The organism is Bacillus sp. D48C, assembly GCF_053345735.1.
In genome coordinates, this window is the sequence record NZ_JBKFAQ010000008.1 from 136,731 (window position 1) to 151,944 (window position 15,214).

Here is a 15,214-nt window from a genome sequence, read left to right on the forward strand (position 1 = left end):
TTACTTCGCAAATATGACCCTCTTCTTAAGGGGGTCTTTTTACACTTTTAGGCATACGTCTGCTTGTTGGAGGGTATGAATGATGTTTAAAAACTTTCCTTTTTTTAAAGGTAAAAAGGACACATCGTTTGATCATCTCGTTGAAGAAGTGAAAAAAGGATATATCCCAGAACATATTGCCATCATTATGGATGGGAATGGAAGATGGGCAAAGAGGAGAGCAATGCCTCGTATTGCGGGACATCATGAAGGTATGCAAGTTGTAAAGAAAATTACAAAATTTGCAAGTAAACTTAATGTGAAAGTGTTAACTCTCTATGCTTTTTCAACTGAGAACTGGAAAAGACCGAAAAAGGAAGTTGATTATTTAATGAAGCTTCCAGAAGAATTTCTAGGTACATTTTTACCAGAATTGATTGAAGAAAACGTACAAGTCCGAGTAATAGGGCAAAAAGATCGTCTTCCTACGCATACACGCAGAGCGATGGAGAAAGCCATGGAAGATACGAAAGAGAATACGGGATTAATTCTTAATTTCGCGTTAAACTATGGAAGTCGAGATGAAATCGTTTCTGCTGTGCAACATATGATGAAAGATAACGAGGAAGGAAAAATTCGTTCTGAAGAGGTAAGTGAAGAAATGCTTTCTTCCTACTTAATGACGAGTTCTTTACCTGATCCAGAGTTGTTAATCCGAACAAGCGGAGAGCTACGTATTAGTAATTTCATGTTATGGCAAATTGCGTATTCGGAGTTTTGGTTTACAGACGTGTATTGGCCAGACTTCAAAGAAGAACATTTGCTAAATGCAATTACTGACTTTCAACATAGAGGGCGCAGATTCGGAGGCGTGTAGAAAGAGAGGGTTTGGTAGTGAAACAGAGAATTATTACTGGAGTGGTTGCTGCCGCGCTATTCATTCCCATCGTAATATACGGTGGCGTGCCTTTTACGGTTTTAGTGTATGCACTTGCTTCTATAGGTTTATATGAATTAATTCGTATGAATAAGCTTACGCTTATTTCAGTACCGACAGTTTTAGCTGCAGTATTATTGTGGATTCTTTTAATTCCAAGTAGTGCATCAGAACTGTTTACATGGATTGGATTAGGTAAATTGGAAATCACATTTGTGATTGTTTTATTACTTTTATCATATACAGTCCTTTCTAAGAATACATTTACTTTTGATAATGCTTCATTTTTACTGATGGCAACGACATATGTGGCAATGGGATTCTTATATTTAAATGAAACGAGAATATTAGGAATTAAATATGTGTTTTGCGCATTATTTATTATATGGGCTACTGATTCAGGCGCATATTTCGTAGGAAAAGCATTAGGCAAGAGAAAATTGTGGCCAGAAATTAGTCCAAATAAAACGATTGAAGGTTCATTAGGCGGCATCGTTTGCGGAATTATCGTGGCACTTGTTTACAACGCGTTCTTCCCAGTTGAATCGAATGTAGTAATTTTAATTGTGCTGACAATTATCATTTCTATTTTTGGACAAATTGGTGATTTAGTACAATCTGCTTTTAAACGTCATTATGGCGTAAAGGATTCAGGTACAATTTTACCTGGACATGGTGGTATATTAGATCGAACAGATAGTTGGTTATTCGTTTTACCAATTCTCTACTTCTTATTACAATACAATTAATAAATGAACGAGGGGTTGGAGTCATGAAAAACATTAGTTTATTAGGTGCGAGCGGATCAATTGGTACACAAACTTTAGATGTATTACGCTCGCACCCAGACCAATTCCGTCTCGTTGCTTTTTCTGTAGGGAAAAATATTGACTACGCAGTAAAGGTAATTCAAGAATTTTCTCCGCAAATCGTCTCTGTGCAAAGAGAGGAAGATGTTTCAAAATTACAAGCTGTTTCTGGTAATACAAAAATTGTATATGGTAGTGAAGGGCTTTTAGAAGTAGCATTACATCCAGATGCGGAGATTGTAGTAAATGCTGTTGTAGGTAGCGTAGGGTTGTTACCAACACTTCGTGCAATTGAGGCGAAAAAAACAATTGGAATTGCAAATAAAGAAACGTTAGTAACTGCAGGACATCTTGTAATGGAAGCAGCACGAAAACATAATGTTTCGTTACTTCCAGTAGATAGTGAACATTCAGCTATTTTTCAATGCTTGAATGGTGAAAATGAGAAAAGAATTTCTCGTCTTATTATAACGGCTTCTGGTGGAAGTTTCCGTGATAAAACGAGGGATGAATTGCATCATGTGACCGTAGAAGATGCGCTTCGACATCCAAACTGGTCAATGGGTTCGAAAATTACAATTGATTCTGCTACAATGATGAATAAGGGACTAGAAGTAATTGAAGCACATTGGCTTTTTGGTATCCCTTACGAGCAAATCGATGTTGTTTTACATAAAGAAAGTATTATCCATTCTATGGTTGAATTTGAAGATCGTAGTGTAATGGCGCAGCTTGGTTCACCTGATATGCGAGTACCAATTCAATACGCACTTACATATCCTGATAGATTGCCTCTTTCAGACACAAAACAGTTAAACTTATGGGAAATAGGGACGTTGCATTTTGAGAAAATGGACCAAGAAAGATTCCGTTGTCTACGTTTTGCGTATGAAGCTGGAAAAGCAGGTGGAAGTATGCCAGCTGTAATGAACGCAGCGAATGAAGTAGCTGTTGAAGCCTTTTTACAAAAGAGAATTGGTTTCTTAACAGTAGAAGACCTCATTGAAAAAGCAATGAACCATCACAATGTCATTGCACGTCCGAGCTTAGAGGAAATTCTGGAAATTGATGCAGCCACAAGACGGTTTGTGATGGAACAAATTTAGCAAAGGTGGTTATGGAATTGAATACAGCGATTGCCTTTATATTAATTTTCGGTGCACTCGTATTTTTCCATGAGCTAGGACATCTATATTTCGCAAAAAGAGCAGGTATTTTATGCCGCGAGTTTGCGATTGGTTTTGGTCCGAAAATATTCTCATTTGAAAAGAATGAAACGGTGTATACGATTCGATTACTGCCCCTTGGTGGCTATGTAAGAATGGCTGGCGAGGATGCGGACACAGTTGAGTTAAAGCCTGGGAAAAAGGTTGGCCTTGTATTAAATGAAAAAGACGAAGTTGTGAAATTAGTTTTTGATGGATATGAAAAGTATCCAAATGTTCGTGTCATTGAAGTCGAACAAGCTGATTTGGAGCACAATCTAACAATTTCGGGCTATGAGGAGTACGAGGAAGAGCTTCAAACGTTCCGAGTGAATGAAAAAGCTCGTATTATTACTGCGGGGGAAGAAATTCAAATTGCTCCGTATAATAGACAATTTGGTTCAAAAAAATTAGGGCAACGCGCTTTAACAATCTTTGCGGGTCCTGCAATGAACTTCATTTTAGCATTTGTTATTTTTGTGATTCTTGGATTTGTACAAGGGGTTCCTATTGACAAACCAATGGTCGGAAAAGTGATGGATAATAGTGCAGCACAGCAAGCTGGATTGAAAGAGAATGATACAATTCAAGCGATTGATGGAAAAAACACAAGTACATGGAAAGATGTTGTTGACATTGTACGTGAAAATCCGGATAAAGAAATTACGTTACAAGTAAAGCGTGATAATGAACAGTTTAATGTGAAAGTAACGCCAACACTCGATAAAGAAGGAAAAGACGAAGTTGGTAGAATTGGTGTTTATTCCCCTGTAGAGAAAACAGTAATGGGTTCTATTAAATCAGGATTTGAACAAACATACCAATGGACGAAACTAATTTTTGAATCTCTTGTGAAATTAGTAACTGGTCAATTTTCTATTAATGAGTTGTCAGGTCCAGTAGGAATTTATAATCTAACAGATCAAGTTGTAGATTATGGATTTACGCGTGTACTAAGTTTAGCGGCAGTTTTAAGTATTAATCTTGGTTTATTCAATTTATTACCAGTTCCTGCTTTAGACGGTGGCCGTTTATTCTTCTTCTTAATTGAGGCGTTACGAGGAAAACCAATTGACCGTCAAAAAGAAGGAATGGTTCACTTTATTGGTTTTGCATTATTAATGTTATTAATGTTAGTTGTAACATGGAATGACATTCGTAAGTTTTTCTTGTAAAATAGAATGAAACTTATAATGAAATAGAGCCCGTAGAATAAAATCCCTCACCTAATTCGAGGTGAGGGGTTTTACTGCGTGTAAGAGTAAAATGAAGAGGTGCAAATAAATGAAACAAAGTATGGTATTCAGTCCTACATTACGTGAAGTTCCAGCTGATGCTGAAATTAAGAGTCATCAATTATTACTTCGCGCAGGTTTTATGCGTCAAAATGCTTCTGGTATTTATAGTTTTCTACCATTTGGGTTAAAAGTATTACACAAAGTAGAACGTATCGTTCGAGAAGAAATGGAGCGCGCAGGAGCTGTGGAATTATTGATGCCAGCTATGCAAGCTGCAGAATTATGGCAAGAATCAGGTCGTTGGTATTCTTACGGATCTGAATTAATGCGTATGAAAGATCGTAACGCTCGTGAGTTTGCTTTAGGAGCGACGCATGAAGAAGTAATTACTGATCTTGTACGTGATGAAATAAAATCATATAAAAAATTACCGTTAACATTATATCAAATTCAAACGAAATTCCGCGATGAACAAAGACCTCGTTTCGGTTTATTACGTGGAAGAGAGTTTCTAATGAAAGATGCATACTCTTTCCATGCTACACAAGAGAGCTTAGATGAAGTATACGATCGCTTATACAAAGCATATTCTAACATTTTTGCTCGTTGTGGTTTGAACTTCCGTGCAGTTATTGCTGATTCTGGAGCAATGGGCGGAAAAGATACACATGAATTCATGGTATTATCTGATGTTGGTGAAGATACAATTGCATACTCTGATACATCTGATTATGCAGCGAACATTGAAATGGCTCCTGTTGTAGCTACGTATACGAAGAGTGACGAAGCGGAAATGGCACTTGAAAAGGTTGCAACGCCAGATCAAAAAGCGATTGAAGAAGTATCTGCATTCTTAAACATTGAAGCTGACAAGTGTATTAAGTCTATGGTATTTAAAGTAGATGAGAAATTAGTAGTTGTACTTGTTCGTGGTGATCACGAAGTAAACGATGTAAAAGTGAAAAATGTATACGGCGCTTCAGTTGTTGAGCTTGCTTCTCATGAGGAAGTAAAAGAATTATTAAATTGTGAAGTTGGTTCATTAGGACCGATTGGTGTAACAGGTGATATCGAAATTATCGCTGACCATGCTGTAGCATCAATTGTCAACGGATGTTCAGGAGCGAACGAAGAAGGATTCCATTATGTAAATGTAAATCCAGAACGTGACTTTAAAGTAAGTCAGTATACAGATTTACGCTTTATTCAAGAAGGAGACCAATCTCCAGACGGAAACGGAACAATTCTTTTTGCACGTGGAATTGAAGTTGGTCATGTATTCAAATTAGGAACTCGTTATAGTGAAGCAATGAACGCAACATTCCTAGATGAAAATGGGAAAACACAACCACTTATTATGGGTTGTTACGGTATCGGTGTATCTCGTACAGTGGCAGCAATTGCAGAGCAGTTTAATGATGAGAACGGCTTAGTTTGGCCGAAAGCTGTAGCACCGTTCCATGTGCATGTAATTCCAGTAAATATGAAATCTGATGCACAACGTGAAATGGGTGAAAACATCTACAACTCATTACAAGAAAAAGGCTATGAAGTGTTATTAGACGATCGTGCAGAACGTGCAGGTGTTAAATTTGCAGATGCAGATTTATTCGGCCTTCCAGTTCGTGTTACAGTTGGTAAAAAAGCAGACGAAGGTATTGTAGAAGTGAAAGTACGTGCTACAGGTGAGTCTGAAGAAGTAAAAGTAGAAGAACTTCAAACATATATTGCAAATATTTTAAAATAAGAAGAGGTACCTCGTAATGGGGTACCTTCTCTTTCTTTGTAAACGTATTTTGTAAAAGAAGAAGTGAGAAATCTTTCTTTGTAGTACGTTTCAATTTATAATAGCAAATGGAAGGAGAGTGCTTATGTCTTTAACAAATGAACAACAAGAGCGATTTCAAATTTTGCTCCAGCAGTTGCAAATACCAGACGACCTTATAAATCAATATTTACAAGGCGGTGGTATTGAAAGGCTCGTTATTGATAAAGCGAATAAAAGTTGGCATTTTGATTTACAAGTGCCACGTATTTTGCCTACAGAATTATATGAATTGCTAGAAACAAAGCTTAAGCAATCATTTTCTCATATTGCAAGAACAACATTTGCATTAGAAACAGAGAATAAACAATTTACAGAAGAAGAAGTGAGGGCGTATTGGCCGCTTTGTACGGAACGAATTACATTTTCACCTATGTTTGCTTACTTAAAGAAACAGCTTCCGCAGGTGAATGGAGTGAAGTTGCTAATAAATGTGAATAATGAGCTGGAGTCTACTGCTTTAAAGAAAAACGTTGCGAAACCAGTAGGGGATCAATACGAAGCTTTTGGATTTCCACGTTTCCAGTTAGACACACATATACAGCAAAATGCAGAAGAAATGCAAAAGTTTCGTGAGCAAACGCAGCAAGAAGACCGCGAGCGTGTTATACAAGCTATGGAAGAAATGGCGAAGAAGCAAGCTGAAGAAAGTAGCGTTGTGTATGAAGGACCGATTACACTCGGGTATCTTATTAAGCCAGATGAAGAGATTACACCGATGCGAGAAATTCAAGATGAAGAAAGAAGAAAAACGGTTCAAGGATATGTCTTCCATGTAGAGACAAAAGAGCTTCGTAGTGGACGTACGTTATTAACTTTAAAAATAACGGATTATACGGATTCTATTATGATCAAAATGTTCTCGCGTGACAAAGAAGATATTCCAATGCTGCAATCCTTGAAAAAAGGAATGTGGGTGAAAGCCCGTGGTTCAGTTCAAAACGATACATTTGTTCGAGATTTAGTAATGATTGCGAATGATATTAATGAAATAACAGGTCCGTCTCGTAAAGATAAAGCGCCAGAAGGCGAAAAGCGTGTAGAACTTCATCTTCACACTCCCATGAGCCAAATGGATGCTGTTACTCCTGTTTCTAGGCTTGTTGCCCAAGCTGGTAAATGGGGACATGAAGCTATTGCGGTTACAGACCATGCTGTGGCTCAGTCGTTCCCGGAGGCATATTCTGCGGGGGAAAAGGCTGGAGTTAAAGTTATATACGGTGTAGAAGCGAATTTAGTTAATGATGGTGTACCGATAGCGTATAACGAAGCGCATCGTTTACTTGCGGAGGAAACGTATGTTGTTTTCGACGTTGAGACGACAGGTTTATCAGCTGTATACGATACAGTCATTGAGTTGGCTGCCGTAAAAGTAAAGGGTGGCGAAATCATTGATCGTTTTGAATCTTTTGCAAACCCACATCAACCATTATCAGCGACGATTATTGAATTAACAGGTATTACAGATGATATGTTAACTGATGCACCAGAAGTGGACGAAGTGTTTAAAAAGTTTGAGGAATGGATGGGTGACCATACCCTTGTTGCCCATAACGCAAGCTTCGATATGGGATTTATTAACGTAGGTTTTAAAAAGGCTGGGTTAGAAAAAACGAATAACCCTGTTATTGATACGTTAGAACTTGCACGATTCTTATTCCCAGAAATGAAAAATCACCGATTAAATACGATGTGTAAAAAACTTGATATTGAATTAACGCAACATCACCGTGCGATTTATGATACAGAAGCGACGGGATATTTACTTGTGAAAATGTTGAAAGACGTAATTGAAAAGGGATTTGAATATCACGATCAATTAAATGATAGTATGGGGCAAGGGGATGCGTATAAGCGTGGCCGTCCAAGCCATCTGACGTTACTTGCCACATCAGATGTTGGATTGAAAAATTTATATAAACTTGTTTCATATTCTCACCTTAATTACTTTTACCGTGTACCACGAGTACCGAGGTCACTATTAAAAAAATATCGTGAAGGAATTTTAGTAGGAACGGCTTGTGATAAAGGTGAAGTGTTTGAGGCAATGATGCAAAAAGCTCCTGAAGAGGTAGAAGAAATTGCACAGTTTTATGATTACATTGAAGTAATGCCTCCAGAGGTGTTGCGTCATTTAGTAGAGCGTGAACTCGTTCGAGATGAGGGACAATTAAAAACAATTATCTCTAACTTAGTAAAACTAGGCGAGACGTTAGATAAACCAGTTGTTGCTACAGGGAACGTGCATTACTTAGATCCAGAAGATGCAATGTATCGTAAAATTTTAGTCAGTTCGCAGGGCGGAGCCAATCCGTTAAATCGACATTCATTACCGCCAGTACATTTCCGTACAACTGATGAAATGCTAGAGTGTTTTTCATTTTTAGGTGAAGACAAAGCGAAAGAAGTTGTTGTGACGAATACACAAAAGGTTGCGTCATTAATTGGTGATGTTCGTCCAGTAAAAGATGATCTATATACACCGAAAATTGAGGGTGCCGATGATGAAACACGTGATATGAGTTATAAAATGGCACGCAGTATATATGGTGAAGAACTACCAGAAATTGTAGAGGCTCGTTTAGAAAAAGAATTGAAAAGTATTATTGGACATGGATTTGCCGTTATCTATTTAATCTCACATAAGCTTGTGAAAAAATCGTTAGTCGACGGATATCTAGTAGGTTCGCGTGGTTCGGTAGGTTCATCGTTCGTTGCAACGATGATGGAAATTACAGAAGTAAACCCATTACCACCACACTATGTCTGTCCAAAGTGCAAGCAATCTGAATTCTTTAATGATGGTTCCGTAGGCTCTGGTTTCGACTTACCAGATAAAGATTGTCCGACATGTAATGTGGCATATGTGAAAGATGGACATGATATTCCATTCGAAACGTTCCTTGGATTTAAAGGAGATAAGGTACCCGATATCGATTTGAACTTCTCCGGGGAATACCAACCACGTGCCCATAACTATACGAAAGTACTGTTCGGTGAAGACTATGTATACCGTGCTGGAACGATTGGTACAGTTGCGGAAAAAACCGCTTATGGATATGTAAAAGGTTATGCAAATGATCACAATTTAACAATTCGAAATGCAGAGATTGATCGCTTAGTAGCGGGATGTACAGGGGTAAAACGTACAACTGGACAGCATCCAGGTGGTATTATCGTTGTGCCAGATTACATGGATATCTTTGATTTCTCACCAATACAGTTTCCTGCTGATTCAATTGGTGCTGAGTGGAGAACAACGCATTTTGACTTCCACTCGATTCATGATAATTTATTGAAACTTGATATACTAGGACACGATGATCCGACCGTTATTCGTATGTTACAAGATCTAAGTGGTATTGATCCGAAAACAATCCCAACGGATGATCCAGAAGTAATGAAAATTTTCTCTGGTCCAGAAACGTTAGGGGTAACGGAAGAACAAATTAACTGTAAAACAGGTACACTTGGTATCCCGGAATTCGGTACGAAGTTCGTAAGACAGATGTTAGAAGAGACAAAACCAACGACATTTTCAGAATTGGTCCAAATTTCTGGGCTGTCACATGGTACTGACGTATGGCTTGGTAATGCAAATGAGTTAATTTATAACGGTACATGTACGCTGAGTGAAGTTATCGGTTGTCGTGATGACATCATGGTATATTTAATCTATCAAGGTTTAGATCCATCATTAGCCTTCAAAATCATGGAGTCGGTTCGTAAAGGTAAAGGTGTACCAGAAGAATGGGAAGATGACATGAAAGGTAATAATGTGCCAGGTTGGTATATTGATTCATGTAAGAAGATTAAATACATGTTCCCTAAAGCCCATGCGGCTGCTTACGTACTTATGGCTGTGCGTATCGCATACTTTAAAGTACATTTTGCACTTTTATTCTATGCGGCATATTTTACAGTCCGTGCAGATGATTTTGATGTAGAGGCGATGGCGAAAGGTTCAGCATCCATACGTGTAAAAATTGATGAAATTGCTCAAAAAGGATTGGATGCAGCGCCGAAAGAGAAGAGTTTATTAACAGTACTAGAAATGACACTGGAAATGTGTGAGCGTGGATATTCATTCCAAAAGGTCGATTTATACCGCTCGCATGCAACTGAGTTTATTATTGATGGGGATACTTTAATTCCTCCATTTAATGCAGTGCCTGGTCTTGGTACGAACGCAGCCTTAAGTATTGTGGAAGCGCGCAAAAATGGAGACTTCTTATCAAAAGAAGACTTACAGCAGCGAAGTAAGGTTTCGAAAACAATTATTGAGTATTTAGATAGCCAAGGTTGTTTAGGAGATTTGCCAGATCAAAACCAATTATCACTGTTCTAATAGGTAGGAAAAGTCTTTGCAAATCAATATTTGCTATGGTATACTATAAACCGAGATAACCATGTCATGTATATTTTGTGAAAAAGAGAGTGGGGAAACCCACTCTTTCGTGTTACTATCTACATTTTATTCATGTAGATAGTAAAGACATTTCTGTCGTATATACATATTTTGTTACAAGTTTTACTTCTTAAATTTGGTAATACTAAGACAGATATTCCCTGCTTAACGGCAGGGGCTTTTGTTAGCTAACGAGAAAGAATAAGATAGACCGTCTTTGTGAACGGGATCTTTTCTTGTAAATGGTACATGGCGGCAGGAAGGAGGCTGTTTATGGATAAGAAAGTCACAGAAGTTGTAGAAGCATTTGCGCAGCCAATCGTTGAAGAGTTAAATCTTGAACTTGTAGATGTAGAGTATGTGAAAGAAGGACAAGACTGGTTCTTACGCGTATTCATCGATTCTGAAAAGGGAGTCGACATTGAAGAATGCGGTGCGGTAAGTGAACGTTTAAGCGAAGCTTTAGATAAAGAGGATCCAATTCCTCACCTTTACTTTTTGGATGTATCATCTCCTGGAGCAGAACGCCCATTAAAGAAAGAGAAAGACTTCCAGCAAGCGGTAGGAAAACAAGTGGCAATTAAAACATATGAGCCAATTGATGGCGAAAAGATGTTTGAAGGAAAGTTACTTTCCTACGACGGTACTACAATTACACTACTATTAACAATTAAAACACGTAAAAAAGAAATCCAAATTCCAATGGATAAAGTTGCAAATGCGCGACTTGCTGTTACGTTTTAGTAAGAAGGGGGATCTTCATGAGCACTGAGTTGTTAGATGCTTTGCTCGTATTAGAGTCAGAAAAAGGTATTAGTAAAGATATTATTATTGATGCGATTGAAGCAGCATTAATCTCTGCTTATAAACGCAATTTTAACCAAGCACAAAACGTTCGTGTGAGCTTTAACCCAGAAGTGGGAACAATTCAAGTTTTAGCACGTAAGGACGTTGTTGATAATGTGTTTGATCCACGTCTTGAAATCTCTGTAGAAGAGGCAAGACAAATTAATCCAAACTACCAAGATGGCGACGTACTAGAAATTGAAGTAACGCCAAAAGATTTTGGTCGTATTGCAGCGCAAACTGCAAAACAAGTTGTAACACAACGAGTTCGTGAAGCAGAACGTGGTGTTATTTACTCAGAATTTAGTGATCGTGAAGAAGACATTATGGTTGGTATTGTACAACGCCAAGATGCTCGTTTCATCTACGTAAGCTTAGGCAAAGTAGAAGCTTTATTACCTGTAAGTGAGCAAATGCCAAATGAGCAATATAAGCCACATGATCGTATTCGCGTATTTATTACAAAAGTAGAAAAGACAACAAAAGGACCACAAATTTACGTATCACGTACACATCCTGGTCTTTTAAAACGTTTATTCGAAATGGAAGTTCCAGAAATTTATGATGGAACTGTAGAAATTCGCTCTGTAGCGCGCGAAGCAGGAGATCGTTCTAAAATCTCTGTGCATGCAGAAAACATTGATGTTGATCCAGTTGGTTCTTGCGTAGGACCGAAAGGACAACGTGTACAACGTGTTGTAGATGAACTAAAAGGTGAAAAGATTGACATCGTTCGCTGGTCAAATGACCCAGTTGAATATGTTGCAAATGCTTTAAGCCCATCACAAGTTGTTAAAGTACTTGTAGATGAAGATGAAAAAGCAACAACTGTTGTTGTTCCAGACCACCAGCTATCGTTAGCTATCGGTAAGCGTGGACAAAATGCACGTCTTGCAGCTAAATTAACAGGCTGGAAAATTGATATTAAAAGTGAGTCTGATGCGAAACAACTTGGAATTGTTACAGAAGAAGATAGCGTAATCGCATTCGGATTCGATTCAGTTGAAGACGAAATCGAATAGAGGTGATGAGTATGAGCAATCGAAAAGTTCCGTTACGAAAATGTATTGCGACGCAAGAGATGAAATCAAAACGAGAGCTGGTTCGCATTGTTCGTTCCAAAGAGGGCGAAGTGTCTATTGATTTATCTGGAAAAAAATCAGGACGAGGTGCATATTTGTCAAAAGATAAAGAATGCATTATACAAGCCCAAAAGAAAAACATTTTGGAACATCATCTAAAAGCGAAAATCGACAGTTCTCTGTACGAAGAGCTTCTTGAGCTTGTTGAGAAGGAGTCGAAATAAGTGTCCGATTGGAAATCGTTTTTAGGACTAGCAAATCGCGCTCGAAAAATCATTTCGGGTGAAGAACTCGTTTTAAAAGAAGTACGAAGTGGTAAAGCAAAGCTCGTATTGCTTTCTGAAGATGCGTCAGCGAACACTACTAAACGTATCACTGATAAAACGACGTACTACAACGTACCAATGAAAAAAGTCGAAAATCGACAACAATTAGGGCATGCGATTGGGAGAGACGAGCGAGTCGTTGTAGCTGTGTTAGATGAAGGCTTTGCGAAAAAGCTACGTAGCATGCTCGATACAAATTACCGGGGGTGAAGGTATGAGTAAAATTCGAGTACATGAATATGCAAAAAAAAATAATATCTCAAGTAAAGATCTTATGACAAAACTTAAAGAGATGAATATCGAGGTTTCGAATCATATGACAATGTTAGAAGACGAAGTAGTAAATAAATTAGATAATGAATATAACACTGGAGCGGAAAAACCTTCTGTTGCAGATGAGTTTGAAGTAGAAGAGAAAGTTGTTCGCAGTAAAAAGAACAGCAATAAGAAAAAGAAAAAAGGCAAAGGAAATGAAGACAAACGTCAAGATAACTTTGCTGGAAGACAACAAACACAAATAGTAGAAACACCAGATAAAATTACTTTCTCTGGAAGCCTTACAGTAGGTGAACTTGCTAAAAAGTTAAGCAAAGAGCCATCTGAAATTATTAAAAAGCTCTTCATGCTAGGAATTATGGCGACAATTAACCAAGATTTAGATAAAGATACAATTGAGTTAATCGCTACTGATTACGGTATTGAAGTAGAAGAAGAAATAGTGGTAAGTGAAACTGAGTTTGAAACATTCATGGATGAGCAAGATGATGAAGAAAACTTAAAAGAGCGTCCAGCTGTTGTTACGATTATGGGACACGTTGACCATGGTAAAACAACATTACTTGACTCTATTCGTAATTCAAAAGTAACTGCTGGCGAAGCTGGTGGAATTACTCAGCATATTGGTGCATACCAAGTTGAAGTAAATGATAAGAAAATTACATTCTTAGATACGCCTGGTCACGCGGCATTTACAACAATGCGTGCTCGTGGTGCGCAAGTAACTGATATTACAATCCTTGTTGTTGCAGCTGATGACGGTGTTATGCCACAAACAGTTGAAGCGATTAGCCATGCAAAAGCAGCTGGAGTACCAATTATTGTTGCTGTGAATAAAATGGATAAACCAGCGGCGAATCCTGATCGTGTAATGCAAGAATTAACAGAATATGAATTAGTTCCAGAAGCTTGGGGCGGAGACACAATTTTCGTACCAATTTCTGCAATTCAAGGCGAAGGCATTGACAACTTGCTAGAGATGATTCTTCTTGTAAGTGAAGTAGAAGAATATAAAGCAAACCCAAATCGTTATGCAACGGGTACTGTAATTGAAGCACAGCTTGATAAAGGTAAAGGAACTATCGCGACATTATTAGTTCAAAACGGTACGCTTCGAGTTGGAGATCCAATTGTTGTTGGAACTTCATTCGGACGTGTTCGTGCAATGGTAAGTGATATTGGTCGTCGTGTAAAAGTTGCTGGTCCATCAACTCCTGTTGAAATTACAGGTTTAAATGAAGTACCACAGGCTGGAGATCGTTTCATGGCATTCGCTGATGAGAAGAAAGCTCGTCAAATCGGTGAATCACGTGCACAAGAAGCGTTAGTTGCACAACGTGGTGAGAAATCTAAATTAAGCCTTGAAGATTTATTCCAACAAATCCAAGAGAGCGATGTAAAAGAAATCAACTTAATCGTAAAAGCAGACGTACAAGGTTCTGTTGAAGCGATGGCAGCATCACTTCGTAAAATTGATGTTGAAGGCGTAAAAGTTAAAATCATTCACACTGGTGTAGGTGCGATTACAGAATCTGATATTATTTTAGCTTCTGCATCTAATGCAATTGTAATTGGATTTAACGTACGTCCGGATGTGAACGCGAAGCGTACAGCTGAATTAGAGAACGTTGATGTTCGCTTACACCGCATTATCTACAAAGTAATCGAAGAAATTGAATTAGCAATGCAAGGTATGCTTGATCCAGAATTCGAAGAAAAAGTAATCGGTCAAGCGGAAGTTCGTCAAACATTCAAGGTAACAAAAGTTGGAACAATTGCAGGTTGTTACGTAATTGACGGTAAAATTACACGCGATAGTGGCGTTCGTATTATCCGCGATGGTATAGTAATTTTCGAAGGACAACTTGATACGTTAAAACGTTTCAAAGACGACGTAAAAGAAGTTGCACAAAACTATGAGTGTGGTATTACAATTGAGAGATATAATGACCTTAAAGAAGGGGACATCATTGAAGCATACGTTATGGAAGAAGTGAAGCGATGATTGTCGCTTCACTCTCATTCGAGTGTATGATTTACGATGTACATTCTTTAAAAGAGAAACGGGCAATTTTGCAACGAGTGCTAACTCGTGTGAAACAGCGCTATAATGTAGCTGTTTCTGAAGTTGGGCATCAAGATGTATGGCAACGTACAGAAATTGCGATTGTTTCCGTATCCTCAAATCGTGTTATCTGTGAAAAAGAAATGAATCGTGTACTGGAGTACATCGATTCATTTCCTGAAATTGAACGTACGATAACACAATTGGAATGGTATTGA

The 15,214-nt window shown here is 38.1% G+C and carries 12 protein-coding genes; all 12 read left to right on the forward strand.

The window, feature by feature from the left end:
- The first annotated feature begins 79 nt into the window (after positions 1-79).
- The gene (gene uppS / locus ACLBXA_RS19610) at positions 80-856 is read left to right on the forward strand and encodes an isoprenyl transferase (protein WP_000971296.1); all 777 of its coding nucleotides are present in this window, start codon (positions 80-82) and stop codon (positions 854-856) included.
- 17 nt (positions 857-873) lie between these two features.
- The gene (gene cdsA / locus ACLBXA_RS19615; RefSeq protein WP_000813589.1) at positions 874-1,665 is read left to right on the forward strand and encodes a phosphatidate cytidylyltransferase; all 792 of its coding nucleotides are present in this window, start codon (positions 874-876) and stop codon (positions 1,663-1,665) included.
- A gap of 23 nt (positions 1,666-1,688) precedes the next feature.
- A complete protein-coding gene (dxr, locus tag ACLBXA_RS19620; protein WP_242297027.1) occupies positions 1,689-2,831 on the forward strand; it encodes a 1-deoxy-D-xylulose-5-phosphate reductoisomerase in 1,143 nt (380 codons plus the stop codon).
- Between the two features lie 17 nt (positions 2,832-2,848).
- A complete protein-coding gene (gene rseP, locus ACLBXA_RS19625; RefSeq protein ID WP_001090241.1) occupies positions 2,849-4,105 on the forward strand; it encodes an RIP metalloprotease RseP in 1,257 nt (418 codons plus the stop codon).
- Positions 4,106-4,214: 109 nt separating this feature from the next.
- Positions 4,215-5,915 carry a proline--tRNA ligase gene (locus ACLBXA_RS19630; RefSeq protein ID WP_000814295.1) on the forward strand — a complete coding sequence of 567 codons (1,701 nt, stop codon included), beginning with the start codon at positions 4,215-4,217 and terminating at the stop codon, positions 5,913-5,915.
- A gap of 124 nt (positions 5,916-6,039) precedes the next feature.
- Positions 6,040-10,341 carry a PolC-type DNA polymerase III gene (locus ACLBXA_RS19635; protein WP_447617416.1) on the forward strand — a complete coding sequence of 1,434 codons (4,302 nt, stop codon included), beginning with the start codon at positions 6,040-6,042 and terminating at the stop codon, positions 10,339-10,341.
- Between the two features lie 333 nt (positions 10,342-10,674).
- Positions 10,675-11,145, forward strand: a complete 471-nt coding sequence (gene rimP, locus ACLBXA_RS19640) for a ribosome maturation factor RimP (RefSeq protein WP_000359095.1) — start codon at positions 10,675-10,677, stop codon at positions 11,143-11,145.
- Between the two features lie 17 nt (positions 11,146-11,162).
- Positions 11,163-12,269 (forward strand): transcription termination factor NusA, encoded by a 1,107-nt coding sequence (gene nusA / locus ACLBXA_RS19645; protein WP_000102598.1) that lies wholly within the window; start codon positions 11,163-11,165, stop codon positions 12,267-12,269.
- An 11-nt stretch (positions 12,270-12,280) separates the two neighbouring features.
- Entirely contained in the window at positions 12,281-12,553 is a 273-nt protein-coding gene (gene rnpM, locus ACLBXA_RS19650) for an RNase P modulator RnpM (RefSeq protein WP_000071123.1), read from the forward strand.
- Complete coding sequence (locus ACLBXA_RS19655) at positions 12,554-12,865, forward strand: YlxQ family RNA-binding protein (protein WP_001286522.1); 312 nt, start codon at positions 12,554-12,556, stop codon at positions 12,863-12,865.
- Positions 12,866-12,869: 4 nt separating this feature from the next.
- Positions 12,870-14,936 (forward strand): translation initiation factor IF-2, encoded by a 2,067-nt coding sequence (gene infB, locus ACLBXA_RS19660; RefSeq protein WP_000036346.1) that lies wholly within the window; start codon positions 12,870-12,872, stop codon positions 14,934-14,936.
- Complete coding sequence (locus ACLBXA_RS19665) at positions 14,933-15,214, forward strand: DUF503 domain-containing protein (RefSeq protein ID WP_000634349.1); 282 nt, start codon at positions 14,933-14,935, stop codon at positions 15,212-15,214. Before infB ends, ACLBXA_RS19665 begins: the two co-directional genes overlap by 4 nt.